This window comes from Ornithinimicrobium cavernae (genome assembly GCF_003121625.1).
GTDB lineage: Bacteria > Actinomycetota > Actinomycetes > Actinomycetales > Dermatophilaceae > Ornithinicoccus > Ornithinicoccus cavernae.
In genome coordinates, this window is the sequence record NZ_QDDJ01000001.1 from 224,043 (window position 1) to 250,658 (window position 26,616).

Consider the following 26,616-nt stretch of genomic DNA (forward strand, 5'->3'; position numbering starts at 1 on the left):
CTCCTACCTGGACATTCCGCACCCTCAGAACTACTCCCTGCCGATTGCTATGCGAGCGGTCCTCCATAATCACTGGATGTATGACAACGCCTTTCCTCGAACAGCATACATCCGGCGAGACGGGCGAGACGTTATGGTGTCGCTGTACCACTACCAGCATCGCTCTATCACCCATCCGCGCCATCCGCGCCAGGCCGCACGCCTCCGGGCACGGTTCCGGCATCTCTTCGGGGTAAATTACGATCCCTTGGATGTGCGCAAGAACCTCCCCCTCTTTATTGAAGCAGAATCAGTCGAGCCAACTGCCTTTCGGGGTGCCACGTGGAGTGAACATGTGCATTCTTGGTGTTCCTCTGCCCATGGCAACGTGGTGGTCACCGCTTATGAGTCGCTCCTGGCGCAGCCGGTGCAAGAATTTGCCAAGGTCCTAGAGTTCCTCACCGATGAAGCGGTCGATAAAAGGAGGCTCAGAATCAGCTTAGATCGCTACTCCTTCGACCGAACTGGTAGGCAGCGCGGAGAGGAGGACCTTGACAGCTTTATGAGGAAGGGCGTCGCAGGCGACTGGAGGCAGCACTTCGATCGATGCGCCGGGGAAACCTTCAGCTACTACCACGGCGAGACGCTGATGCAGTTCGGCTATGAGTCAGATCCCCGTTGGTACACGTCCCTGCCTTCCTGAATAATGCTCGCACTACTCGCAACCGTTAGCTGGATCGATGCATCGTAGCTTCGTATGGAACTTCTCAGGAGTCCTGGTCTACAACTTCAGCCAGCTCCTCATCCTGGCAGCCATCGCCAGACTCTTGTCGGCTGAGGCTGTCGGACATTACGCACTGGCATTGGCCATCACCGCGCCGGTGTACCTTACGATCGGGCTCAACCTGAGACTCATTAGGACCACGGACGCCCGAGATCGCTGGTCCTGGACGACCTACACACACCTCCGCCTTATCCTCAACATTGCTTCTTTCCTTGTAGCGATGACCATAGGAACCCTCTTCCGCCTCGATGACGAACAATTCCTGACGCTGGCGCTCGTGGCCGTCAGCAAAGGGTTCGAGGCCAGCAGTCAACTCATCTATGGTCAGTACCAGTTCGCAGAGCGCATGGACCTCGTCGCCCGAAGCCTCATCCTCAGGGGGGTTCTGGGCGTGGGCCTCCTCGTAGGCGTGCTGTCCACCACCCAGTCGCTTCCCCTTGCCGTCGCGGGACAGACAGTCGCCTGGGTCACGGTCTACGCCGCCCACGACAGGCCACTGGCCCACAGCAGGACCGACCTACCCCACCGCGACGATCGAGTTGACGCCCGCCAGGTGCTGGCACTCGCGAGGTATTCAGCCCCCCTTGGCCTGGACGCAGGGGTTGGCTCCTTCGCGATCACCATTCCGCGTTACGTGGTCCAACTCGTCCTCGGCCCAACCGCACTGGGCATCTTCGCCACACTCGCCTACCTCGCGCAGCTCGTGTCCCTGACGACGGGGGCACTCGGCGATGCCGTCCTTGCTCGGCTCGCCAGGTTACATGCAACGGAAGACAAGCGATCCTTCTGGGGCACAATGATCATCGTCGTTGCGTTCGGCTGGATAGTTACGGCACTGGCCCTGGCAGCGGCCGTCATGTTCGGCGCCCAGTGGGTGACGCTGGCGCTCGGTGCGGAGTTCGTCAACCAGCAGGTCCTCATCATCCTCCTCATCGGAGCCGGGTTCACGACATGTCAGCGCTCCCTCGCGCGCGCATTCTACGCTTCGCAACGATACGCCTTGGTCGCGTTCGTCAATTCTATCGTTCTGCTGGCCTCCATCCTCATCGCGCTGACAGCAATTCCGCGATGGGGCCTCACAGGAGCTGCACTCACCCAAGGGTCTGCATTTGTGATTGGAACACTCATAACAATGTGGTTGCTATTCTTTCACCAGGGCCACAAGGAGTCTTCACCATGAGAATCGGTATACGAATAGCGCCCAGGACAAGCGGAGGTGGTCGGGTATTCGTCGAGTCACTGAGCAACGCCATCAGTCGAGCAGACGTCGATGCTGAATGTATCGTGATGATCATGGGAACTTCCCCCGCGCAGTGGAACGTTCCGCGAGCGAGGGAGATCAACGTAGCGGGAGGTGCGCTCGGACGCCGCCTTGCTGGTCGATACGCCCTCCAGAAGGCACTCGATAAGGATCCTGTTGATGTCCTCATCAACATGGGAAACGAGGTCACGTCCGTCCCTGACGTACCGTCGATCATGTGGCCCATGACAGTAGCTCCCCTGGAGGAGGCAGCGATGAGAAGACTTGGGCCAACCTTGCCGGCAAAACTTCGTTGGAGGACGTTGCGCGAAAGCATTGGACAGTCTGTGCGGCGCGCGGACTCGTTCATCTTCAATTCCCATTACACCAGGGCAATTTATGCGGAAACCTTTCAGAGCGTCACCCACAAACCTTCCACTGTCATCTGGCCAGCGACCTCCATTCCTCCCGAGGATACTGGAGTCAATCCAGCCTCTGCTCGTTCGCGCCCCTACATTCTGGCGGTCAGCCATCTCTATCCATACAAGATGGTGCTCGAACTGATCAGAGGATACGCCTTAGTAGTTCAGGGCGGAGTGCCTCACGACCTCGTCATCGCTGGATCTCCCGCGGATCCGGACTATTACACGCAACTCCAACAAGAAGTGGCGAACAATGGATTAGATGAGCGCGTCATATTCCTTGGTAATGTAGAACGGCGGAGCCTTGGTCGACTGTACAAGGAGGCCACTCTCTTCGTTTCGCCATCCATATCAGAGAACGCCGCTTCCTTCACACTGCTCGACGCGTTTGGGCACGGTCTACCTGTCTTGGCCTCGAGCACCTCATCGATGCCTGAGATGTGTCAGGACGCCGTGCGCTACTTCGATCCCAGGTCACCCCACCAGATGGGTGAGGCCATGCTCGAGGTACTGAACGACGACACCACCCTCGCCGAACTTGCCCGCAGAGGGCAGGTGCGGTTCAACAAACTACCCACTTGGGAGACGGTGGCCGAAGACGTCGCCCACTTCGCGGCAACGATGACTGGTCAGAAATGAACCAAAGACTCTCCCACGGCGATGGTCCCTACTGGCACGGGGACCTTCCGCGCCTGGGGGCCCCAGCAGGATGGTTCTTGCTTTCCATTCAAGCAACTCTCATTGTCGCTTTGGGTGTCGCATACATGTTTCACGACGCCGCAATCTATGGGCTTGCTGGATGGGTTGGCTGCCTGCTCGTGTCGCTACCCCTTGTCAGCAAGAGGGGCTACCCCATACTTTCACCATGGACTCTCGTCGCCATTTCCTTCTACCTGAGTTATGGAATCCGTGGCACCTTGATGACTTTGGGTGTTGATGGCACACGGTCTTTGCAGAGCCTCTACTTCTTGGGGAACGGAGAGGATTACTTCGCTCATCCCTTCATGTTGATCCTCTTGTCTGTCGGACTGTTCACTTTCGGATATCTACTGGGTGATCGAATTAAGCCATCGAAAATTCCCACGATTCTGACCGGCACGTTCACGCCCGGTCGCGTGACTCTGACAGTCATTGCATGTGCGGGCATTGGCTTCCTTTCCTTTGTCGCGTTCGCCGAAGCGACGGGCGGCGTTTCGCTAGCGCAACTTTCAGCCAAGAGGACTCTGGTGGGCGGCCTTGACCCGAGTGCTTCGTACGCTAGTCACGGCGAGTATCGCTTCCTGAACTCCCTCAGTTCTGTGGCACTCTGGCTTCAGTTGGCACATTACGCACAGGCACGCAGGCGTGTGGCCCTGTTCAACGCCAGGGGCATCTGGATTCTCGTGCTCCTGCTGAACGCGTGCCTTCTTCCGATCATCGCGAGCACACGCGCAGATATCGCCTTCATCGTGCTCACCGGCGTTGCCGTTTGCTGGTGCCTCGGCAGGGAATCTATTCATTGGTCCACCGCCGTCGGCTGGGTAGCCATTGCTCTCGGCATCATCGCGGCAATGACAACACTGAGAGGCGCACAAAGAACCGACATCAGTGGTGCGGACGTGAGTTTCGGCGCCTTTGTCGATGCATTCATTCTCACAAGAACTTTTGGCGACATGCCCTCGACGGCACATATCATCTCAGCCGCTCCGGAGCGCCTTCCTTATGAGAATGGCAGCACCATCGCCGCATGGCTCCTAGCCCCAGTCCCCCGAGCGCTGTGGCCGGAGAAGCCAGTCATCTCCGCTGGCCCAGAAATTGCGGCAGTAATCTATGGGAATGATCGCACCGGGGTCCCGCCAGGCATGTTTGGGGAATCGTACTGGAATTTCGGTATGGCCGGACTGCTTGCCATCCCTTTGTTGTGTGGTCTAGCCATGGCACTGGCGTATAACGGTATCGCTCAGCGGGCCACGAGTAACCCTGGTGCTGCGATCGTGATTTCGGCAGTCGTGCTGAGGGTGGGGGTGGACCTGACATCGAACGGGGTGGGCTACGCGGCGTATCAGGTCGTGTCGATGCTGGTGCTCTTGCTACCCGTGCTCTGGTTCACCCAAGTGCGCCACGACCCTGCACCTTAGTTGCGGTCCAGCAACGAGCGCACGGTCGTCGCCAACCAGTAGAAGTCGCGACGCAGAGTCCACGTTTCGACATAGTGTCGGTTGAGGCCGACCTTCTTCGGCCAGATGACCTCTCGGTTGTACGCCTCTGGATTGTCGACGGAGTCCAGCAGATCCTCTTCGTGCCGGAAGGCGACGGACGCCGGTCCCGTGATGCCAGGCCGAACTGTCAGCACCACCCTATCGCGGCCCTCAAGCCGATCTGCCCATCCGACAACGTCGGGTCGTGGTCCGACCAGACTCATGTCTCCGCGGACCACGTTCAGCAACTGGGGGAGTTCGTCGATCTTGAGTCGACGCAACCATCGCCCGGTGGGGGTGATCCGTGGGTCCGCACCGACGGTGATCGTGCTCTCGACGCCAGCTACGGCACACATCGAGCGCACTTTGTACACCTGGAACGGCACACCGTTGCGGCCAACCCGTTCCTGGGCAAAGATGCCCCACTGACGGGTGCTCCAGGTGGCGGCTGCCACCCCTGCAGCCATCACCGGTGCTGCGACCACCAGGGCAGTCCCACCGAGAACCAGGTCCATGGCCCTCTTGACGGCCGCCTGACGCGAACTCAGCCCCTGAGGCTCAGGCATAGCCGAATCTCCGCAGTGTGTCGCCGCCCAGGTCCGTGAGCCGCTCGACGGCGTCGTCCCCGAGCTGCGCCCGCCCCTTGCCCACACTCCCCGCGCGGACCTGACTCACGCCAGTCGAGTCGAGCTGGTGCTCGATTCCCATAAATTTGAGGCACCGCCTGGTCTCTTCTCGCGGGGCCGCGACGAAGTCCTCGTAACACACCTCAAGCACGCGGCCTGGCTCGAGCCCGGACAGTGCGTCGTCCGCTTGCTCCACGCATCGCTGCCATTGAATGAACGCGAGCTCCTCCAAGGAGTGGTTTTGCTGGAGGCTGCGGAAGTCGTGTGGGCGGGGACCCCACCACGTGCTCACCTTGAGGTCGTTCCGCTCGGACCGCGTGTCACCGGATACGCGCTGAACAACACGCTTCATGGTGAAGTCCCACAGATGACGCGGAAGGTCGGTTGGCGGGACGAATCGAGCCTTCTGCAGCGTGTAACTGAGATCGAAGGCTGCGTTCCATCGCTTCATGGTTGACGCAGTCGCATCTATCCCGTCCCGTCGGATGAAGATGAACTTTGCTGTGGGCACGGCGGCCGCCGCGAAGGGAACCCTGAGGCTCGTCGCACACGTCTTCTCTACCACGAGGTCAGCTCTATCCCGATATCCACGGCGACGGAACTGTCCCTGAAGATACGCCTGGCTGCTGACGGCACGTTCCACGGGAATCTCATCGTGACCAATGTCAAGGTTTCGGTGCTTCCACACGAAGTTGATTTCGTCGCACGGCCAGGTCGTGACGCCAGGTGCAGAGGTGAGCACGTCACGGAGCATGTTCGTACCCGAGCGCGGCGCTCCTACAATGATGACCGGCTGACTCACTGGTCCACCTTCCTGGTGTCAGCGTTCTCAGATGGAGCGTTGATGCACCCGAGGTGCCACCAGGCCATCGCCATGTTCACTCGACGCGATTGAAGTCCAGCATGAGATTCGCGAGGTCTGGTGGTCGCCCGGGACGTGTAGACCGTCGACAGGGCTGAGCGCCTCCGAGCGCCAATCAGTGAGCGAACCGGCAGGCACGGCCCGGCACCTGCGGCACCGTGAAATGAGGGTGCCTCCCCACTGGGACTAGCAGCGAGGAGGCTGACGTGAAGTCTGCCAGCAACACCCTGCCCGACCAACCCATCAACGACGTGACCGCCGGACTTGACTGGGCCATGCACGACCACGCCGTGTCCATCGTCGACGGCCGCGGCCGCGAACTGGCCCGCACCATGGTCGAACACACCGCCGCCGGCTTGCGTGAGCTGGTCACCTTCCTGAACCGCCACGGAGCCGGAGAGGTCGCCATCGAACGACCCGACGGTCCAATCATCGACACCCTGCTCGAAGCCAACCTGACCGTCGTGGTGATCAGCCCGAACCAGGTCAAGAACCTGCGGAGCCGGTACGGCTCGGCGGGCAACAAAGACGACCGCTTCGACGCGTTCGTGCTGGCCGACACCCTGCGCACCGACCGACCCCGACTGCGCCACCTCCAACCCGACACACCAGAGACCATCGCCTTGCGCCGCACCTGCCGAGCCCGCAAAGACCTGGTCGCCGACCGGGTCGCCACAACAAACCAGCTGCGCTCCCACCTGCGCAATGTCTTCCCCGGCGCGATAGGCCTGTTCGCGCATCTGGACTCCGAGATCGCCCTGGCCTTCCTGACCCGCTTTCCCACCCAAGACCGCGCCGATTGGCTCACCCCCAAACGACTGGGCGACTGGCTGGCCAAGCAGGGCTACTCCGGCAGATCCGACCCTGCCCTGCTCCACGCGCGCCTGACCGCCGCACCCCGCGGCATCACCGGGCACGACGCGACCACCCAAGCCCACATCACGACCGCCTACCTCGTGGTCCTGACCACCCTGGTCGAACAGATCAAGAACCTCGCCGTCCAAATCGACCAGCAGCTCACCGCGCACGCCGACTCCCACATCTTCACGTCCCTGCCCCGCTCGGGCCGCGTGCGAGCCGCCCGACTGCTCGCCGAGATCGGCGACTGCCGCGCCAAGTACCCCACCCCGGCCTCCCTGGCCTGCCTGGCGGGCGTCGCACCCTCGACCCGACAATCCGGCAAGCTCCGCGCCGTCACCTTCCGCTGGGCCTGCGACAAACAACTGCGCGACGCCGTCACCGACTTCGCCGGCGACACCAGACACGACAACCCCTGGGCCGCCGACCTCTACCAACGCGCCCGCGACCGAGGCCACGACCACGCACACGCCGTCCGCATCCTGGCCCGCGCCTGGCTCTTCGTCATCTGGCACTGCTGGCAAGACGGCCTCGCCTACGACCCCACCAAACACGGAGCTCTCCAACGCTTCCTCCAAGCCACCGAAAACGAAGGGGCTTGACACAGGGCTTCTCATGCCTCCACCGTCCCGCGGACGGAGTCAAAAAGCATCTCGCTCCATCGCTGCAAGACACGTGACTCGTTGAAGGAACCCCTGGACCATCGCGTCACCGCTTCCCTCTCGGAAGCAAGACCGTCTTCCGCCAGCCGCTGGCATGCTTCTTCCAGTGCCCGGACCAGGCCGCGCTGATCTCCGGCAGCCACACTCCAGCCTAAACCGAGGCGAGTCACGGATTGGGCCAAGGCACTGTCCTGCTCGCACAACACAAGCAACGGCAGGCCTTGGCTGATGTAGGTTGCCGTCTTGCTCGGGTAGGCATAACGCACGACACCCGGGACCAACGTCACCAACCCCAGATGCGCCGTGCGCATGAGAGCTTTCGCCGCACTGGCTGAGCCGGCTGGAAGGAAAAGCACGTCAATACCGGGCGCCTCCAGGAGGCGTGTCGCCTGCTCGACATCCGACTTCGCGCGCCCCTCCCCCATGAAGACCACCTCGATACGCACGTGCGGGGGGAGGAAGGCGAGCGCTGAAACGACCTGCTCAAGACCCTGGAAGCGACCGAGATTGCCCGTAAAGACAACTCGCAGGACACCCTCGGCCGGTGGTGGGAGGGGAGATGCCTCGGGCTCGCCAAAATCTGGGAGAGCCCAGTTGTTCAGGACTATTACTCGCCCTTCAAGCCTGGGGTCCCGGCTCAGGACTGCCCGACGCATGTCCTCCGACAGCACAACGATCCGTTCGGCCCGCCGCATGGTCGCGAGGTCAAGTTGGGCCAGGACGCGGTAGAGCAGGGGGTTGCGGAACTCTCCTGAGATGCGACCGATCTCAGGGTGAAGGTCCATGCAGTGGTAGACGAACGCGCCACGCCTGACACGAGTTGCGACAGAGACCGCCCAACCAAGGGTCACCTGGGGAACGGTCGAGCACATGACCACGTCAGGGCTACGCGCTAGGAGGATGCGCACGGACACGAAGACGGGGAAGGCCACGAGGTTGATCAGTTGTCGCCACCCCCCAGAGAGATCCCGGAGTACGGGAATTCGCCTGATGCGGAAGCCATCCACCAGTTCGGCAGCCCCCGCACGGCTCCTCGCGGATTCGTACGAAGGTCGACCGGCGAGCACCTCGACCTGGTGACCGTCCTCAGCCCACCGACCCGCGATCCGCCGAAGAAATGAGGCATAGGGAGGGCTGTCGGGCCAGAAATAGCGGTGAATCGCGATGATGCGCACGTCTTCCTCTCTCCTGGATCGGCCGCCGGCGAGGTCAGCATAGCCAGCCAGGCGGAGCCTCAGCAGCCGCCCAAACGGGAACCAGCCCGAGACCCATCGACGTCCGCATCTCCGATCACATGCCTACCGAGCACGTCCATCAATTCCCGACAACCCCATCAATGCCCTACAACGCTGAAGGGAGCCTGCGATTGTCGGGTAGGGTGGCACCGCTCATCGACGACCACACACTGGGGACCGAGATGGAACTTGGCGACTTTGTTCGCGTCGCACGCCGCAACTGGAGGCTCGTCCTCTCGACATTGCTGCTCGTCGTAGCGGTGAGCGCAATCATCACCGCAAGTGCAACTCGCCAATACCAGGCGGAGACTGAGTTGTTCGTGTCCACATCGGGTGCCGACAGCGTCGCGGACCTGGCTCAGGGTGGTTCTTTCACCCAACGCCAGGTCACCACCTACGCCGACCTTGTGTCCACGCCCCTGGTGTTGGAACCGGTGATCTCTGACCTCGGCCTGGACTACTCGACCCGTGGATTAGCCAGGCACATCAGTGCCTCGGTGCCACCCAACACAGTCCTGATAAGAGTCACGGTGACGGACGAGAACCCGAGCCAGGCAGCCGAGATCGCGAATGCCATCTCGACTCAGTTCGCAGAAACGATCCAGAGCCTGGAGCGCGTGGATTCGTCAGGCGACACGCCTGTCAAGGCCACCGTTGTGCGACCAGCGACCATCCCCCAGACGCCCGCCAGTCCGGATCCAGTGCGCAACATTGCGATCGCCACCGTTCTGGGTCTGCTGTTGGGGAGTGGCCTAGCAATGCTTCGGGACCTGTCGGACAAACGGGTGCGCGGTGAAAGTGACATCTCTGCGATCACCGACGAACCCATCATCGGCGCAGTCACCTTCGACGCCGATGCCACGACGCACCCGCTGGTCGTCGAACTCGATCCTCGAAGCATGCGATCCGAGTCGTTTCGCAGCCTGCGGACCAATCTCATATATCTAGATCCCGACAACCGCCCCCGTGTCCTCCTTACGACCTCGTCAGTGATGGGAGAGGGCAAGAGTACGACCGCCACGAACCTCGCACTGACTATCGCGGAAACGGGTTCTACGGTCTGCCTGATCGAGGGAGACCTGCGACGTCCCCGTGTGATGACGTACATGGGCCTCGAGAACGCGGTCGGCCTCACAGAGATCCTCGTGGGACGAGCCGAGGTGGAGGACGTCATGCAGCCCTACGTCACGAACATGCGTGTGATTGGGTGCGGCCAGATCCCACCCAACCCCAGTGAACTGCTCGGCTCCAATGCGATGAAGCAACTCATCGAGCGTCTGTCCAACGAGTTCGACTACGTCATCATCGACGGACCGCCACTCATGGCGGTCACCGACTCAGCGATCTTGTCCACCATCGCCGACGGCACAATCGTGGTGGTCGGCACCGGGATAGTCGACCGCGACGAGTTGCAGCGCACGCTTGTCGACCTCGATCGAGTTGGAGGAAAGGTCGTCGGGTTGGTCGCCAACCGCCTGCCGGTCAAGGGACCAGACGCCTACCGCCAGGCATACGGGGCCTACCAGGACGCGATCGAACTCGATGACAAACGACGACCGCGGAGGGCGCGCCCACGTCGTAGCAGGGCTGCGAGCACCGCCACTCGGGGATGACCCATGGGTCTCAGCACCGCTCCACACAATGTCCTGCTAGCCAGCCTTGCAGCTGTCACGGTCGCGGCATCGGCTTATGCCGTGTGGAGCGTCGGGCGCCCTCATCCATCGCTCTCTGCGAGTGCGCACGATGCTGTTGATGACATAGCGGTTGTGTCGGCCACTAACCCGACACTAACGGCACCTGAACTTCAACACGGAGCTGACGCTGCCGACGACGCGACCACGCAGAATACGGTCGACTATCCAACCGCGAGCGTCAGTTCATGGCTCGAAGCATGGTCCCGCGACGGTGCCGCGCTGCTCGTGATCGGGGATGGCTCCAGCAACCTGCGGTCCCAGTGGATCCATCTCTGGGGCGCCGAACTCGCCGACGACCGTCCGGTACAGATCCACCACTGGGCCGAAGAGGAGGACGTCGACTTCAATGGCGCCGACGTCCTCTCGGAGGGTGACGGCCCACTGCTCACGATCTGGAGCGCGAGTCGTCACGGCACGACCGTCACTGCCGCCGCCGACCGCACTGACGACTTCTTCGAGGCCGCTGGGCCGATCGACGCCGTGCTGGTGTCCCTGGGCAGCGACAGCGAAGGCACGAGCGACGACATGGCCGAGGCTCTCGAATACCTGCAGTCGGAGTTGGACCAGTCAGGCGAGGGGCTCCCCGTACTCGCTGTTGTCGCACCCAGGGGACTCCTCTCGGACGAGATCAGTGACGGCATACTCAGCTGGTCCCAGGCCAACGAGGATCGGGTGTCCGTGATGGATCTGCGGGCCTCCGCGCCCGAGGGGGCCACGGCGGAGCAATGGGCACAGGCGTTTGACGAAGCCTTGGACGCTGAGCAATGACGGACGCCTCTGGCTGTGGCGGACCCGCACCAGTCATCCTGGTTGTCTGCACGGGCAACGTCTGCAGGTCTCCACTCATCGAGCGTCTGCTCCAGCCAACCCTTGACGACGCCTTTGGAGCCGACGCCGTTGAAGTTCGCTCCGCAGGGACGGGCGCCCTCGTCGGTGCGCCGATGGACGAGCGCGCAGCACAGATCCTCAGTGACCTCGGCGGGGATGCCGACGGCTTCGTGGCGCGGCACCTGGAACCGCGCATGGTTGCCGAGGGCTCGCTGGTGCTCACGGCGACACGCGAGCACCGTGCAGCCGCAGTGCGGCTGCACCCGCCAGCGATGCGCCACACGTTCACGATCCTCGAACTGGCTGCGCTGCTCGGTGCCGTGGACACCGCGTCGCTGACTCTTGATCCCACTGGGCGGATTGCCGGACTTGCGCAGTTGGCCAGGGAGGGGCGCGGGCGGCTCGCCGGTCAGGGTTTGGAGAGCATCGACATCGTTGATCCCTTTCGGCGACCCGACGACGTCTACGAGCTCATGCGCGAGCAGATCGCTCCAGCCATCGACATCATCAGGGCCGCACTGACACCTGGGACAGAGCACGCAGGCGGACGGCCTGGGTGACGCCGTGAGTTGTGCCGTGGCAGGCTAGGGCCATGGGCAATCTGGTGTGGAAGCTGATGGCGACCGGCGCGGCGATCGGCGCGGGCGTCATCGCACGCAAGCTGACCGACGGGACCTGGAAGTTCGTCTCCGGCGGTGACTCGCCGAAGAACCCCGACGACCCGGACATCGACATCAAGGAGGCCATCGCCTTCGCGCTGCTCTCCGGCGCCATCGTCGGGCTGAGCCGTATGATCGCCAACCGCCAGGCCACCAAGCTGTATGCGAAGTCCACGGGACACCTGCCCAAGGCGCTGCTGGACGCCAAGAACGAGGCCGCCGCGGGGACGAAGTCCAAGAAGTAGGACCGGGTACTAGCTTCTCCGCGTCGACCTGGGACGATGTCGGGGCAACCGATCTGCTCCGTCCTGAGAGGCAGCACGACTCCATGACTTCACGCCAGCGCGTCATGACCATCTACGGCACCCGCCCCGAGGCCATCAAGGTCGCGCCGGTCATCAAGGCCATCGAGACCAGTGACCACCTGGAGTCCGTCACGGCTGTGACCGGGCAGCACCGGGAGATGCTCGACCAGGTCAACGAGATCTTCGGCATCGTGCCCGACTTCGACCTCGATGTCTTCGCCCACGGCCAGACCCTCAACGTGCTGATGGCGAAGGTGTTCGAGCGGCTGGATCCGGTGCTCGCCGAGGTGGCACCCGATGCCGTCCTGGTCCAGGGAGACACCTCGACGGTCGCCGCGGCCTCGATCGCCGCCTTCTACCGCCAGATCCCGGTGGTCCACCTGGAGGCCGGGCTGCGCAGCGGCAACATCCACTCGCCGTTCCCGGAAGAGGCCAACCGCAAGATCACCTCGCAGGTGGGCGCCCTGCACCTGGCGCCGACCCCGACCTCGAAGGCCAACCTCACGCGCGAGGGGATCGCTGACGATCTCATCGTGGTGACGGGCAACACCGTCATCGACGCCCTCCTGCACACTGTCGAGCAGGGGCTGCCGATCGCCGACGAGCGCCTGGCCAAGCACGTCGCCGACGGTGACAAGATCCTGCTCGTCACCACCCACCGCCGGGAGAACTGGGGCGATGCCATGCAGGGCGTCGGCCGTGCGCTGCGTCGCCTCGGCGAACGTTACCCGGACCTGACCATCGTGCTTCCGGCCCACCGCAACCCGATCGTGCGTGAAGCCGTCCTGCCGCACCTGGAGGGCCTGGCGAACGTCCTGGTCACCGAGCCGCTCGCCTACGGCGAGTTCACCCGGGTCATGGCGGCCTCCACCGTGGTCCTCACCGACTCCGGTGGTGTCCAGGAGGAGGCTCCCTCCCTGGGCAAGCCCGTGCTGGTGATGCGCAAGAACACCGAGCGTCCCGAGGCCGTCGAGGCAGGCACGGTCAAGCTCATCGGCACCGACGAGGAGCGGATCGTCACCGAGGTCGTCTCGCTGCTGGACGACGACTCCGCCTACGGCGCCATGGCCAACGCCGTGAACCCCTACGGCGACGGGCAGGCGGCCGCGCGCAGCGTCGCGGCGATCGGACACCTGCTCAACGGCTCCGAGCGCCCCATCGAGTTCGCCGGTTAAACCGCGATGAGCACACAGCCTGAGAGCGAACCGACGTACCTGTTTGTCGTGACGTACGGCCGATCCGGGTCCACGACCTTGCAGGCGATCCTCAACTCCATTCCGGGGTTCCTCATCCGTGGTGAGAACAGACAAGCGCTGCGCTTCCTGCACCAGTACCACCGCACGCTGGTGAAGGACCGGGAGGGGTTCCGGGAGATGCATCGCCGCAACGGGAGGCCCGTGGGCATGATGACCCCTTCCGACCCGTTCTATGGGATCGACCAGTACCCGACAGAACAGGCCCTGACCGAGGTGCGTCGGCTCGTGACGAACACGTTGCTTCGGCCGGACGATGACACTCGCGTCCTGGGCTTCAAGGAGATCCGCTGGTATCACGCGGACGTCGATGAGTTTGTCGACTGGTTGCGGGAGGTCTTCCCCGGCGCTCGGTTCCTGGTGAACTCGCGTCGACATGCCGACGTCGCGGCGAGTGGCTGGTGGGCCAAGGACCCGGACGCCATGTCCAAGCTGGCCACGATGGAGGAGACTTTTGACAGTCTCCGCGAGCGGCTCGGGCCGGCCGCCCACCATGTGCAGTACGAGGACTACGTCAACCGCACCGAAGCGCTGGAGCCCCTCTTTGAGTGGCTCGGTGAGCCGTTCGTTGTTGACGACGTCCGCCGGGTTCTCGCCACCCGGCACTCCTACTGAAACAGGGGGTATGCCGTGACTCGCGGGCGGCGCGGCCCGGAACGGCGGCGTCGCAGCGTTACGCGCAGCGGACGGCCTCGGCCAAGGCGTCCCGAATCGAGATGACGTCCCCCACGGTGGCGCTCGGAGCATAACCTCGCGTGCTGAGCTCACTGCCGGGCGAGGTGATGGCCAGGATATTGGCCCCAGTAGCCGAGTAGTCACTGACCTTCGAGGGAAGGAAGGGGTTGGCCACAGGGAAGGCCCCCGGTGAAGTGTCTGTCACGAGCAGGTGGTCATAGCCGCCGGCGGCGCTGAGGAACTCGGCGTAGGGCAGTTCGGGACGGAGACGAATCACGTCGCCGACTCCGCAGCGCATGACCTGCTCATAACTCGCCTGGCGCTGCCCGGTGTACACGTCGATCCGCAGGCGCGAGCGCACCTCGCTCGGCAGCAAGCGGATCGCCTCCGTGAGGCTGCCCAGGCCACGGTTGGGATAGAGCGTGCCAAAGTAGCCGATCCTGCACAGCCGACGGTCCGAACTCCCTGTGGGCGGGCGAACCCAGTGCCCGGGCGGCGTTGGGTGAGGTGAGATCTCACTGCGGGAGAGCGCCCGTTCACTGAGAACCTCCCGTCCGAGGTCAGCAAGCATGACGGTGCGCTGTTGGCTATTCGTGAAGACGAGCCGGTCAGCCAGTGCGAAGGGGAGCGCCTGGACCAGATGAAGTGTCTGGTCACCCCCAGCGGACAGGAACTCCTGGTATCCGCTCGGGAGCGAGCGCCGGAGGTGACGCAGCAGGTAGTCGTCCGTGGGCAGTGGCTGACTGCGGCGCATCGATCCGTCCACGTGGCGCAGAATCGGGTCCGAGAACTCCGCCCGCCACTCAATCTGCGGATGGGTCACGGCGATCAGCGCCGCAAGAACGTGGGAGTGAGGCCACATCGAGCGCGAGTAGACCGTGGCGTACCTCGCGAGGGATCCCCGCGCCAACAACCTGCGCAGACCGCGGACAGCGAACTGGCGCATACTCGGCCAGGCCATGAACTGAGGTTGACCTGCGATGACGTCGTGCACGGCAACGAATGGTGCGACGAGATCCGCGAGGGTCTGATCTCGGGTCCGCAGACCCGTCATGTCCTGGCTCACGACGTCCACCGTTTGCCCGGCGGTGGCGATCCGCTTGGCCTGAGTGATAGCTGAGGCGTCCGCGAATGGTGGGAAGTTGTACGCCACGACGAGGTGGCGGCCTCCCGTCATTCCTGTGTGAGCCCGAGGCCCACCGACTCCAGGAGCAGGTTCAGGGCAGGCGGCACGTTGTCGGCACTCGGATGAACCAGGATGTTGGCGTCAGCACACTCGGCGAGAACGATCGCCAGACCCAGCGTGTGGAGGCCGGTGGACGGTGTGCCGGTGAGTAGGTGAACATTCGAGGCCACCATCAGCTGCTGCCCGAAGGACACCGTGCCCTGGGCCTGAGAAAGCGGCGCCAGGCACAGAGCCCGCTCGTCGGCAGGCGGCCGAGACCGCAGCGCGAGATCCACGACAAGAACGTCGCCGACACCCCTGGGGATCGGCAGGGCGCGGTCTGCGATACCCGTGACCGTGACGAACCGCTCCCCGAAGAACTCCGAGATCCGCTGGGCGGTCAGGGCCGAGACTGCCTCGGGAAACTCCACCGGGCCAGAGAGCCACGGACTGTAGATCAGCGCGAGACCCACCGCGAGACGATCCGCCGAGGCGATGCCGTCCAGCGGGAGGCCGATGTCCAGGTGCGGGACTGGTGGATCACCGTCGAACTCACCGGGGACGGTGGAGATGACGGTGCGCTCCAAGTCGACCTGCATCGAGAACTTCATGCCGACGTCACCGCAAGCTCTTGGAGACTCGTGTCGCAGTCCTGACCCAGCCAGAGGTGGACCGAGGCGGACTGGCTGACGCTTGCTCGGACACTGAGCAGACTTCGCAGGCTGGAGGAGATGGCGCTCACCAATCCCAGCGCCACATGCTGCGGAGCTCCCGTGCCGTCGTGCACCACTCGATGGAGCACGACGGTCACATCAGCAAGTCTCTCCATCTCCTGGACCGCGCGACCGACTGCCCCTGCCTCCGCCGCACGAACAACCACCCAGACCGCAGTCTCCGGGTCGCCCCCATAGAGGCGCGAGTACTCCTCGATCATCCAGCGGACCGAACTGTCGCCAGTCACCTCGCCGTCGTCCTGGAGCGTATCGATCCGAGTGGTTCCGGCCAGGATGGATGACGCCGCCTGGCTGCGCAACGCACGACCCAGCGAACCCGACAGACCAGCAACCTTGAGCAGAGTCATGAGCCGCTCGCCGGAGGGGTCACTCACCTCGCATCGGTGGATTGCTGTGTCCTGGTCCGCCATGCGCTCCAGCGACTCAAGTACGTCGTCATCGGAGCTCCACACGACCAGATCCACCTGGTCGTTCATCAGCTGTTGTGCGCTTCTGACGACCTCTCTGGCCGCGGCTGGTGCGGGCTTGGCGAACAACCATTCGTCCGGCAGGTTGCCAGCCCGTAAGCGCCAGGCGAGCTTCTGCGCGCTTCGGGCCATGTCGTCGAGCATCAGCTCACTGACAACGCCCTCCTCCAGCACCTGCGCCCCAGCAGGCGCCAGGACGGGGGTGACCGAAAGCCCATTCCGCAACAGCCCGACGACGAGGTCGCCCGGGTCGGTTCCTCCCTGCGGAAAAGTGCGCAGAAGAGACTGGACCGTCGCGGTGGGCAGCAGCAGGGAGCTCCACGGCGACGTCCGCGCCGCGTCCTCTCTCGCGGGAAGCGGCAGGAGCTCACCATTGTCAGTGGCAACGGCCGTGACGAAGGCGTCTGCCGGCATGTGATGGCGCTGCGCGGTGTGGTCCAGGAGGGTCTCAAGCCGGGTGGGAGCATGCCAGCTGCCCGGCGCGTGGAGGATGCTGTAGGTCCCGCTGGCCTGTGCCAGAGCGTGCCACCACCCACCGGCCGGAGGTGGCACGACCCGAACCCGGTCATCGTTCAGTTGCTGCGCGACGATGGTGCCGTCGCCACCTGTATCGACGAGCAGGACCTCAAGGTCACGCACGGACTGGCCCAGAACGTTACTGAGTTCCGCCCGGAGGACGCCGGCAGGGCGATCGGCCTGTGCCACCACGCTGACAAGTGGGACTGCTCGAGGCTCCGCTATCTGGGACAGGGTTCTGTTACGGGCCGTCGTGAGGTCGTTAACGTGGATCCGCCTGTTGCGTCCAATCGCCGCCTCCGCTGCTTCATCGAGCGTTGCAGCGAGGCGTGAGGAAGGGTGCCAGACGTGGTACATACGGATATGGGGCTGATCGAGCCAGTTGATCGGCACCCCGAACCGGCGCAGCCGCTTCCCGAAATCGATATCCTCCCCACCGTAGGTGTGCATCCGCTCGTCGTAACCACGTAGGGCGTGGAAGACCTCCCGGTGGGTCGCGACGAGCCCGCCCATTCCCCACCGGGGACGGATGGTGGCCGCGCGCTCGTAGCGCTGCCAATCGGTATCTGCCACAGGCACCTCCGCTACGTCAGGAGGTAGGTCGCGGCACTGGAGGATGATGGCCTCTCGGGGATTGGTGTCCAGCCTGCGCGACACGGAGGCGAGCGCGCCGGGCGTAAAGATCATGTCGGCATCGGTGGCAAAGAACTGTTGTCCGCGCGCCACTGCGAACCCTGCGTTCAAGGCACGCGACCGCGACCACGTTCCATCCGTCTCGGTGCGTACGTAACGGGCTCCGGCTTCAGCTGCTGCCGCTGCCACCGGCTCCCCTTCCAGGCTGCCGTAGTCGGACACGATCACCTCGACAGTCACCTCTGCAAAACTGCCCTGGACCGAGGTGATGCAGCGCTGCAACCGATCCAATCCCCAGTCCTTGAAGCCGATCACCACCGACGCCACCAACTCAGACATCGACAGCCTCCGGCTGGTGCGTAGTGACAACCGTGTGTCCGCGCTTCCTCACTGGGTCCAGATCCTCGAAACAGAGCGTCGAGACAACCTCGTGAGCTTGTCGGGTCTCCTGACCAAACGGCCGGACGACCAGCGTCAACCGAGATGCTGCCTCCTGACTGCGCAGCGCCGGAAGGGGGACAACCTGACCGGCCCGAGCAGTTGGCAGATAGCAGAACTCGGCATCGAACTGCGTGGAACGGCGCCAGCGCCTACCCTGCAGCACAACGGGCTCCCCATCGGCTCGATAGCCATGCACCGTCACCACCAGCGACCGAGGCTCCTCGACTGGCGACTTGAGCAGAATGGCCCCTTGCCACGCAACCACCGCATCGAGCGGGATCAACTCGTAGCGTGCCGCCCCGACCACTAGGCCTCCTCCGTCGGGTCGGGCTCGTCCCCTGATTGGGGGCCCTCAGAAGGTGCTGCCGAACGTAGACGAAACAGCGCCGCACGGTCCAGGATCGGCAGGACCCGGAGCCGGTCACCGTACTCCTGCTCCCACGCCGCCAACGTCTGCTGCTCCTCGGCGCGGACGACGTCATCCAGCACCACCAACGCATCATCTGCTAGTAGGCGCTCCAGGAGTGCCAGGGCCGGGCGCCGCGCCTGTGGGCCCACGCTGGCTGGCGGCCCATCGATCACAAGGACATCGACTGACCCATCGGAAACGCGTGACGTGATTGGCGCGAGGGCATACCACTCCGCACCGTCGGCGCCAGGGGTGAGCTCAGCCTCGACGACGGTGCAAAAGTCCAGCAATTCGTAGTGCTCCAACAGGGCCATGGTCCGAGCAACAAACACCGGATTGTGCTCTACAGCGACATGCTGCCCGCCGGTCAGCTTTGCAACGCTCGCGAACCACGGCGTCCCAGCGCCGCTGCCGAGCTCCAACGAGTGCACGGGGCCCCCGCGAGCAAGAGCGCCGTCCAGCACGGCGGCCACCACGGAGTAGTCGACCGACCAGCCCCCGATGGGAGGGAGGAAGCGGTCCGACCCGAGCGTTGCCATCAGGTACTCAACCGCAGCAACCTCGCGGGCCACCTGCCAGCGCGCCGACGTGACGTGCCACGTGATGGACTGCGCAGCCGTCTCGAGCTTCTCCAACCGAGATCGTGCGGGCTCCGTCATGACCGCACCCACCGCCTGCGACTCATCAGCAGTCCACAACCCTGTCGGGAGCCCCGCACATGCCTCCCCACCCCCGCAGATGCCACTGCCATGGGCTCGGACTCCCTTCCTGGACGCACAGACGCCGCGACTATACAGCGATCGCGTCCAGCACGCCGTTCCCATGCCGGAAGAGATGCCCGCTAGGCCCCGTCCGGGTCGTGAACGGCTACCAGTCACGAGTGCGCGGCGACCGGCACGTCATAGGTGCTCGGATACTGTCGCCCTATGCCTATGCGTGAAACACGGACATCGACCGCCCCAGCACGCTTCGCGTCCATCGGTGCCTTCCTTGCGGCGCGGGCCAGCGTCTCGGGCACGGTGGAGATAGATCATCACGGTGTCCCACTTCATTTTCTCTACGATTGGCGCGATGCACCAACTACCTTAGTGTCTTTTGCCGGATCTGTCCCTGCAAAGGTTAAGCACGTCCCAGCATGGTCCGGCGATAGGATGTCCCAGGGCCTTGGGGTAAACCGGGTTCTCATATCCGACCCGACAATCGCACTATCAACGGCTCTGCAACTAGCATGGTATGGGGGGAATAGTCAGCAGCCGAATCTCCAGCGCGACCTTACGGACCTCATATCAGCGATTTCTGAAGATACCCGCACAATCCTCTTCGGGCCATCCGGAGGAGGCTTCGCAGCACTGTATCAGGCGGCCATGCTACCCGACACTTTCGCCTTGGTCTCTAACCCTCAAACAAGCGTCTTCCGCTATACGAAAGCCGCTGTTGAGAAGTACATGACGATAGGCTGGAGTACCGCACTGAACACAGAGAGGGTGCCGTTCACAGCAGACGTCGTTGACTTGTATGCTCGTCCAAACAGCGCCTCAGTCGTCTACATGCAGAACACTTCTGACCGGCACCACATGAGGCGCCACCTCCCCAGGTTTCGAGAAGCACTTCACCCCGAGAATAGGGTCGAGTTCCTACTACCAGACTTCGGACCGGGCCACATCGGTTCCGACCGCCAGACCTTCATTCGACTCCTCGAGACAATGCGGGATCATCCGCGTTGGGATGAACTCACCACTGCGATTCGCGGCCTGGAATTGACCCGCAACGTTTGAACCCATTGGCATAGGAGCGTCACCACGTCACGCCAACAATCCAAAGACTCTTCCTACAGATTCGAAATGCATGCGCCGAACGGGCACAGTGTCGGCAAGGTGGTGATCGAACGCTGCCGTCAAGAACCTGTCGGCCAGTCGCGGAATAGTTGCGCTCAAGGCACCGTCCGCTCCGTCGGCAGTCTCTGCGACCAGGTCAAAATATTGGTGACCCTGGCTGTGGGCGAGTTCCCTGACCTTGGCGTTGAACGAAAGGTGCATGCGATTCTGTTGCGCCTCCGTGAGAATGACAGGGCCGACGACGCGGTCTCGCTCGCGCGGAGTTAAACTGGCCTTTTGCGTCACAATGCGGGACACATACCGAACGGCAAATGCCCGAGGGCGCAAGGCTGTCAGATTGACACCTTTAAGAGCGATCCGCTTGCCCGCAACATCGAGATCATCAAGGAAATCTCCATAAATAGCGGCAAGCCACCTGGTGTACTCCTCCGGATCGATATCCTCCTTCTTCACTGCAACCCGGTAATAGAAGCCCAGCTCAAGGTCCACTTGACCAAAGGCTAAAACGGCCATCTCATATCGAGGCAAGGCCTTCCGGATGGTCTCTTTCACGTCCAATGTTGATACGCGTGGTCGAAAACCTGCCACTGATGCCGCAGCAATGGCTTCCCCCTCGATGCGATATGGAAGAGCATCCCGGTAGCCCATCCGTCCAGCAAAGAATTTGGACTCAAGAAAGAATCTGCTGTGTGAATCCCCTAACGTACACACCTTCGGGACGGCCGCTTCAGGGCGCTCATGCTCGCTCATCGTGCTCCGTTCCCCTCACATCTTCGTTTCGTAGCCAAACAGCTCGAAGTCAGCTGAATAACGCTCCGCCACCAACCCCGCGAGCTCCGGCGTGTAGTACTGCTTCAGCCTGTCGCTGGCGTTGGTGGCTTTAGGGGACTTGTTCACACCTTCAATGGCCATCTCGGGACGCACCTCGCCCCAGATTTCCTTGCTGAGCGTCCTCATGTCATCCCAGAGTGACTCAAACTTTCCGATGTAATCCAACTCAAGGACTGGATGGGCTACGTCGTCAGCCTGAACACGCCAATGAGAGTTCTGCTGCGGGGACGTCTGTTCACAGATAGTCCGGATGAACGTCTCGAAGGAGACTTCTCCCGTGCCCAAGCCTTGCGCCTTTAAGGAGATATTCAATTGGCGACGGGGACGACTCGTGGCAGTCAATATGCGGTCAAGATAGCAGGACAGCAGCCGCGAGTATGGATTGCGCACGAAGGCGAACCGGAAGTAGTTCCCAGAGTTCAGTGCATTCTTCAACATGTCGGTCGGTAGTTGGTACGGCGACAACAGGGGCGAGCAACGTTCGTCATAGAGCGACAGTGGCTCCTTTTTCACCTTGCCGTACTCGATGTGAAACAGTGCATTCTTGATTGAACTGTTTGCGACTTTATCAATGGCATAGTAGACATACCCGTTGACCAAGGAAATATTCGTATTGTTGTGAAAATCCAAGATCTTTTTGTGGACGGCGATCTGCTGTTCATTGACGTATGGCATGGGAAGTCCTGTCGCCGGATGGGAACTGCTGTGGATTGCTCAGCGTTGGCTCGCCCCGAGCAAGGTCTATCCACTGGCGCTGAAGTGCCTGGCTGTCCCAGCGGGCTACAGCGACGTCGGCAGCCAGGCCTGCTGCTTCACGCCACATCATCTCATCCCTCAGTCCGAGGACTCGGTCCACGGCAGAGGCGGTGTCGGCGTGGACGTACTCAGGACCAAACACGTCGCTGGCTCCCTGGCGCTCCCAGACGATGGGGTAGGCACCTGAGGCCATTCCCTCCGCGGGAGCCAGGTGGAAGCTCTCATGGTCGCTGGGCGAGAGGATCACACCAATCTTTCGTAGCCAGGACGCCATATCGGCGCCAAACCCCTCGAACACCACGTGCTCACGGAGCCGTTCCGAACCGAGTCTCTGGAACAACTCCAGGTAGACCTGTCGTTCGAGGGCATTGTTCCAGTAGTGGGGGTACTCCCACGGCGCACGCCCGCGGATATGGAGCGTGTAGCGATCATCCTGTTCGAGGAGCGCCTCGAGGAGGTCGACAGCGCGGTCCGGACGCTTCAGGAAGGGCACCCACCCAACCAGACCAAGTCTGAACTGTGCGCCCGTCCGTTTGGCCCTAGTCAGGTCGCTCGTGTTGAGCATATTTGGCACAACATGAACCTTCTCTGGCGCCACGCCCAGCTTGGCTATCGCCATGTTCTTGTAGTGCTCGGACACAACGATGAGGGCGTCCACGTTATCGAACACGATGTCTCGGAGCCACGGGCCACCACGGAGCTCAAAGCCATGCAGCCGAGCGATAAGTCGTTGATGAGGGCCGACTCGACGCGAATACCACACAAGGTTGGGGCCAGCCCATTCACAGACAACGACATCCGCCGTCGAGAGAAGCCGTTGGCTCTCTTGTTCGTTGTGATGATGTAATGTTCTCCAGGCATCCAACCGGACGTCGAGATCAGACTCTCCCTCATAGGCGTCGAGAACCTCGCCAAAGAACTTGAGATCATGGCTAGCGACAAGGACTTCCCGCTTCCCTTTCCCCTGCCACGCCAGAGACGTTGCGGCCGATGTCCCGCTCACGAGCACGCCACCTGCCTCAAAGTCATCACGCAACCGTTGGGCAGCCTTGGCCATCGCGTGCTTTTGGGAGACCTGCATAGCCAGTGCACGCGCACGGTCAAGGTGTGGAGCCGCCGCGAGAATCTTCTCGGCGACGTCCCGGACCGTGTCCCGTCCTCTCACAAAGAGGGGATACGCGTCCGTGAAGAGTTCACGGTGGTCAAGGGTTTCATTCAGAAGCGGTGCGGCACCGGCCGCTCCGTACTCAAGAACCTTGGTGGATATTTCGAGGCTGGAGTCCAGGCGTTCGGAGCGCCATCCGATCCCGACATCGGCTCGTGCCATCAGTGCTATCGCCTCGGTGCGCGGTAGGTTACCCAGCCACCGAACACCGCTGTCGGGATCGGCATCCTCTCGGCGGAGCCGATCCCGCATGCGTGTCGGCCACTCAGGGTCATTCGCGTCGCGGTTGTATTTGTCCCCCACAACGGTCAGTTCAGCATCCATGCCGAGATCGCGCAGGGCTCGCGGCAGATCTAACATTTCATAGGTGTGCCACTCACGAGCGAACTTTCCTGCATAGACCAGCTGAAGCGTTTGCGACTCTGTATGCCGTTCCGAGTCCCGGAAGGCTTCGTCAGGCACCATAGGCGGCATAAGAAGGGTCTTACCAGCTGCCACCGGCGCGATCGCCTCGAGATAGGACCTTGCGGCTTCTGTTTGTGAAAACATCCGTCTCGACTTGCGCGCCAGACGATTAAGCCTGTTCCTACCGTTCGCAGACAGCCTTCGTGGGGGAAAGGGCAGGTCTGTCACGTACGACCACAGACGCTTGCTCAGCTCCGCGTGTTCGGAGAATGCCAGGCAGGCCTCAAGCCCGCGCACAAGGACAGCATCTGCTCCGACTTCGCTGATGATCTGCTGAGCCTGCGTCGCGATCGCTGCCTGCGGTGGGGCAACACCCGGTGGCTGTTCCGGCACGGGTGGGTGGAGAGTGACTCCCTCCAGTGCCCGCAGCGGGCCGAGCAGGACCTCACTCTGCGGTGGAAACTTGAGGAGGACGTGGACCTCATCGAAGACTCGAGACATGACCGTCGTGATCGAGGCCAGCCAGATCGATGAACCGTCCACGATGTTTGCCGAGGTGTCGCCGTAGATCAGTACCTTGCTCATGCTCCTCCTTCCTGGGCCGTTCCGTGAGCGAGGGTCCGGACGAGCGCAGGCATTCTCGCAAGGTCGGTTTCAGGGAGCGGACGATCTGGGTGGATCACGACGGTCGCCATCTCCTTCAGTGACTGTGTGAAGTGCCCCGGTGGAACGGCACCATCCACATACACCACGACGACCTGCATCGCCCTACACGACTCCGCGAGCCGGTTCAACTGTCCAAAGAGTGCCGTCCCATTCGTCTGGAGTGCGCCGGCCCACGGTCCCGTGAGGAGGGCACGGTCCTCGATCACGAGGAAGGCTGTCCCTTCTGGCAACCGGGGGGCCTCGTAACTCGGGTAGAGACGTGTGACGTCGGCGTCGGCCCGGATCAGGGCCACCAGCGCATCGCTGCCGATGACACACGCCAGAGGTCGGGAGGACTCGAAGTTGCCTGCCAGGAGTGTCGCCAGCTTTGCGTCGGACAACGGATCATCGGGTCTGCTCGCGGCTGCCCGGCCGGGAACGGCCATCTGGGGCACGGCTACCTTGCTCACCTGGATCAGGCCCGGTGCGTATGGATTGGTGTGGCCAAGGCGGTCCGGGCTCAGCCTCGCTGCTTCTCGCGCGGCTTCCTGCTCACGCACTGTGGGCACGCCCTTGAGCCGTTCCTTCATCCACCGAATGTCCGGCGCGACCTTCCCGACACTGGAAGCGGTGTCCCGGCTCCTGGCGGTGGCCCAGGCGATGCTCGACAACTTGTTGACAGTCTCCCGAGCATGCACCTCCGTGGCGCCTGCGTGGCTTGCCATGCGGGCAAGCCCGACGGTGAGGTGCGCGAGGATCACCAGGCAGGGCAGCCCGCTCAGCAGCAGGAGGCCGGCGGCGATCATCAGCGCGTTCTGGACTGCGACTCCTGCCGCAGTCAGCCCAACGGCAAGGAGAGCAGTGCCGAGCCCCACACAAAGGACGGCGAGACGAACCGAAGAACTTCGGCCGATCTGACGCAGCGTTGCTCTCGACCCCGCGCGGACGGTTGACGTCCCGCGACTGCCGTTGGCTCGAGTCGACTGGTCCAATGCCACTCCTGTCTCAGTCTCGCGCGGTCAAGATGTCAGTGCCGTGTTGCGGCCCCTGCCTCCACGCTCCGCGCGTGTCCACAACTGGAGCGCTCGTCGTCAAGGCACCGTGCTCCTTGAACTCACGGTGATCCACGAGCAGTGCCACCACGTCCGCTCGCTCCTCCACCTCATCGATACCGCTGAGGCGCACGTTCGGGAGATCGTTCAGTCGGGCGGGCAGTTCGTCGACATTCGGCTCCACGGCGAGAATCGTGGCCTGCGGAAGACGCTGGGCGATGGCTCGGGTGATCTCCAGGGCGGGGGACTCCCGCATGTCGTCGATGTCTGGCTTGAAGGCCAGCCCCAAGGTCGCGATGACGGGGCTTCGCACGCCGTCCAGGTGACTGAGCACCTGGTTGATGACATATTCCGGCTTGCTGTCGTTGACCTCACGCGCTGTACGAATCAGCCGAGCCTGGTTGGGGACGGAGGAGACGATGAACCACGGGTCGACGGCGATGCAGTGTCCACCCACTCCAGGACCGGGTTGCAGAATGTTGACGCGAGGGTGCTTGTTCGCCAGCTCGATGAGTTCAAAGACGTCGATGCCGATCTTCTCGGCAATGATGGACAACTCGTTGGCGAAGGCGATGTTGACGTCCCGAAATGAGTTCTCGGTGAGCTTGGCCATCTCGGCCGTGACCGCATCCGTGAGGAAGATCTCGCCCTTGCAGAAGCTGGCATAGAGGTCCCTGGCCCGCTCTGCCGCCTGACTGGTCAGGCCGCCGACGATGCGGTCATTCTCGACGAGTTCCACCATCACACGCCCTGGCAGCACACGCTCGGGGCAGTGAGCCACGTCGACATTGCGCTCGCTCCCCTCCTCGGCCGTCGTCAGCTCGGGCCGCGCAGCGGTGATGCGGTCCGCCATGTGCTGGGTGGCTCCAGGAGGGGAGGTTGACTCCAGGATGACGAGCTCGCCGCCCTCCAGGTGCGGGATGAGCCCGTCCGTTGCTGCGTCGATGAAGCTGAGATCCGCCGCGTAGCCGTCTGCGAAGGGCGTGGGCACAGCGATGATGTAGACATCCGCCTTCGGCGTCTCTCGCTGCGCTGACAGCGTTCCCTGGCTCACCGCCCCGGCCACGTAGGTCACCAGATCGGGCTCCACGAACGGGATCTCGCCAGCGTTCACGGCGTCGACGTGACGGTCGTTGACGTCCACCCCCAGCACCTGGTACCCGTGACTGGCCAGGATTGCCGCCGTGGGAAGGCCGATATAGCCCAGCCCGATGACTGCGACGCTCAGTGACATAGGAGTAGGACTTCCTGTACGTGGGTAGGACCGGGCTGACTCTACCCAAACCGACCACGGCCGGTGCTA

The 26,616-nt window shown here is 62.9% G+C and carries 24 protein-coding genes; 12 read left to right on the forward strand and 12 right to left on the reverse strand.

Features of this window, described 5'->3' with window-relative positions; translation table 11 throughout:
- The first annotated feature begins 76 nt into the window (after positions 1-76).
- The 4 genes from DA085_RS01070 to DA085_RS20820 all read left to right on the forward strand — a co-directional run bounded on the left by DA085_RS01070 (position 77) and on the right by DA085_RS20820 (position 4,542).
- A complete protein-coding gene (locus tag DA085_RS01070; RefSeq protein ID WP_161958372.1) occupies positions 77-682 on the forward strand; it encodes a sulfotransferase domain-containing protein in 606 nt (201 codons plus the stop codon).
- Between the two features lie 37 nt (positions 683-719).
- A complete protein-coding gene (locus DA085_RS01075; protein WP_109471075.1) occupies positions 720-1,943 on the forward strand; it encodes a lipopolysaccharide biosynthesis protein in 1,224 nt (407 codons plus the stop codon).
- 113 nt (positions 1,944-2,056) lie between these two features.
- Positions 2,057-3,064: a glycosyltransferase family 4 protein gene (locus tag DA085_RS01080; RefSeq protein ID WP_161958373.1), complete on the forward strand. Its 1,008-nt coding sequence runs from the start codon at positions 2,057-2,059 to the stop codon at positions 3,062-3,064.
- A gap of 77 nt (positions 3,065-3,141) precedes the next feature.
- Positions 3,142-4,542 (forward strand): hypothetical protein, encoded by a 1,401-nt coding sequence (locus DA085_RS20820; protein WP_154402055.1) that lies wholly within the window; start codon positions 3,142-3,144, stop codon positions 4,540-4,542.
- Here the strand turns inward: DA085_RS20820 and DA085_RS01090 are convergent.
- On the reverse strand, positions 4,539-5,117 hold the full coding sequence (locus DA085_RS01090; RefSeq protein ID WP_202619057.1) for a sugar transferase: 579 nt from the start codon (positions 5,115-5,117) through the stop codon (positions 4,539-4,541). The genes DA085_RS20820 and DA085_RS01090 overlap by 4 nt on opposite strands.
- A 43-nt stretch (positions 5,118-5,160) precedes the next feature.
- Entirely contained in the window at positions 5,161-6,030 is an 870-nt protein-coding gene (locus DA085_RS01095) for a sulfotransferase family protein (RefSeq protein ID WP_202619058.1), read from the reverse strand.
- A gap of 266 nt (positions 6,031-6,296) precedes the next feature.
- Here DA085_RS01095 and DA085_RS01100 point away from each other — a divergent pair, with 266 nt between their 5' ends.
- Positions 6,297-7,550, forward strand: a complete 1,254-nt coding sequence (locus tag DA085_RS01100) for an IS110 family RNA-guided transposase (protein ID WP_109471079.1) — start codon at positions 6,297-6,299, stop codon at positions 7,548-7,550.
- An 11-nt stretch (positions 7,551-7,561) separates the two neighbouring features.
- Here the strand turns inward: DA085_RS01100 and DA085_RS01105 are convergent, their stop codons facing one another.
- Positions 7,562-8,785: a glycosyltransferase family 4 protein gene (locus DA085_RS01105; protein WP_161958374.1), complete on the reverse strand. Its 1,224-nt coding sequence runs from the start codon at positions 8,783-8,785 to the stop codon at positions 7,562-7,564.
- Positions 8,786-8,988: 203 nt separating this feature from the next.
- Here DA085_RS01105 and DA085_RS01110 point away from each other — a divergent pair, with 203 nt between their 5' ends.
- The 6 genes from DA085_RS01110 to DA085_RS01135 all read left to right on the forward strand — a co-directional run bounded on the left by DA085_RS01110 (position 8,989) and on the right by DA085_RS01135 (position 14,199).
- Positions 8,989-10,458 carry a tyrosine-protein kinase domain-containing protein gene (locus tag DA085_RS01110; RefSeq protein ID WP_161958375.1) on the forward strand — a complete coding sequence of 490 codons (1,470 nt, stop codon included), beginning with the start codon at positions 8,989-8,991 and terminating at the stop codon, positions 10,456-10,458.
- A 3-nt stretch (positions 10,459-10,461) separates the two neighbouring features.
- Positions 10,462-11,307, forward strand: coding sequence for a hypothetical protein (locus DA085_RS20825; protein ID WP_154402056.1), 846 nt, complete (start codon positions 10,462-10,464; stop codon positions 11,305-11,307).
- Complete coding sequence (locus DA085_RS01120; protein ID WP_109471083.1) at positions 11,304-11,927, forward strand: arsenate reductase/protein-tyrosine-phosphatase family protein; 624 nt, start codon at positions 11,304-11,306, stop codon at positions 11,925-11,927. Before DA085_RS20825 ends, DA085_RS01120 begins: the two co-directional genes overlap by 4 nt.
- 32 nt (positions 11,928-11,959) lie before the next feature.
- The gene (locus tag DA085_RS01125; protein ID WP_109471084.1) at positions 11,960-12,271 is read left to right on the forward strand and encodes a DUF4235 domain-containing protein; all 312 of its coding nucleotides are present in this window, start codon (positions 11,960-11,962) and stop codon (positions 12,269-12,271) included.
- An 83-nt stretch (positions 12,272-12,354) separates the two neighbouring features.
- Positions 12,355-13,506 carry a non-hydrolyzing UDP-N-acetylglucosamine 2-epimerase gene (gene wecB, locus DA085_RS01130; protein WP_237565242.1) on the forward strand — a complete coding sequence of 384 codons (1,152 nt, stop codon included), beginning with the start codon at positions 12,355-12,357 and terminating at the stop codon, positions 13,504-13,506.
- 6 nt (positions 13,507-13,512) lie between these two features.
- Complete coding sequence (locus DA085_RS01135) at positions 13,513-14,199, forward strand: sulfotransferase (RefSeq protein ID WP_109471086.1); 687 nt, start codon at positions 13,513-13,515, stop codon at positions 14,197-14,199.
- Positions 14,200-14,257: 58 nt separating this feature from the next.
- Here DA085_RS01135 and DA085_RS01140 read toward each other — a convergent pair whose 3' ends face one another.
- The 4 genes from DA085_RS01140 to DA085_RS01160 form a co-directional block, all read right to left on the reverse strand.
- A complete protein-coding gene (locus DA085_RS01140; protein WP_161958376.1) occupies positions 14,258-15,325 on the reverse strand; it encodes a glycosyltransferase family protein in 1,068 nt (355 codons plus the stop codon).
- Between the two features lie 107 nt (positions 15,326-15,432).
- Positions 15,433-16,035, reverse strand: a complete 603-nt coding sequence (locus DA085_RS01145) for a hypothetical protein (RefSeq protein ID WP_109471088.1) — start codon at positions 16,033-16,035, stop codon at positions 15,433-15,435.
- Positions 16,032-18,113, reverse strand: a complete 2,082-nt coding sequence (locus tag DA085_RS01150; protein ID WP_109471089.1) for a glycosyltransferase — start codon at positions 18,111-18,113, stop codon at positions 16,032-16,034. The genes DA085_RS01145 and DA085_RS01150 overlap by 4 nt, the downstream gene beginning before the upstream one ends.
- Before the next feature lie 408 nt (positions 18,114-18,521).
- Entirely contained in the window at positions 18,522-19,259 is a 738-nt protein-coding gene (locus DA085_RS01160) for a class I SAM-dependent methyltransferase (RefSeq protein WP_161958377.1), read from the reverse strand.
- A gap of 291 nt (positions 19,260-19,550) precedes the next feature.
- Here DA085_RS01160 and DA085_RS20830 point away from each other — a divergent pair, with 291 nt between their 5' ends.
- On the forward strand, positions 19,551-20,399 hold the full coding sequence (locus DA085_RS20830) for a hypothetical protein (RefSeq protein WP_154402058.1): 849 nt from the start codon (positions 19,551-19,553) through the stop codon (positions 20,397-20,399).
- 27 nt (positions 20,400-20,426) lie between these two features.
- On the opposite strand, the gene DA085_RS20835 is transcribed toward DA085_RS20830, so the two are convergent.
- The 5 genes from DA085_RS20835 to wecC all read right to left on the reverse strand — a co-directional run bounded on the left by DA085_RS20835 (position 20,427) and on the right by wecC (position 26,547).
- Positions 20,427-21,209, reverse strand: coding sequence for a hypothetical protein (locus DA085_RS20835; RefSeq protein WP_154402059.1), 783 nt, complete (start codon positions 21,207-21,209; stop codon positions 20,427-20,429).
- Between the two features lie 15 nt (positions 21,210-21,224).
- The gene (locus DA085_RS01165) at positions 21,225-21,965 is read right to left on the reverse strand and encodes a sulfotransferase family protein (protein WP_109471092.1); all 741 of its coding nucleotides are present in this window, start codon (positions 21,963-21,965) and stop codon (positions 21,225-21,227) included.
- A complete protein-coding gene (locus DA085_RS01170) occupies positions 21,949-24,201 on the reverse strand; it encodes a glycosyltransferase (RefSeq protein WP_109471093.1) in 2,253 nt (750 codons plus the stop codon). Before DA085_RS01170 ends, DA085_RS01165 begins: the two co-directional genes overlap by 17 nt.
- Positions 24,198-25,067, reverse strand: coding sequence for a hypothetical protein (locus DA085_RS01175; protein WP_109471094.1), 870 nt, complete (start codon positions 25,065-25,067; stop codon positions 24,198-24,200). The genes DA085_RS01170 and DA085_RS01175 overlap by 4 nt, the downstream gene beginning before the upstream one ends.
- Positions 25,068-25,266: 199 nt before the next feature.
- The gene (gene wecC / locus DA085_RS01180; RefSeq protein ID WP_109471095.1) at positions 25,267-26,547 is read right to left on the reverse strand and encodes a UDP-N-acetyl-D-mannosamine dehydrogenase; all 1,281 of its coding nucleotides are present in this window, start codon (positions 26,545-26,547) and stop codon (positions 25,267-25,269) included.
- Positions 26,548-26,616: the final 69 nt, after the last annotated feature.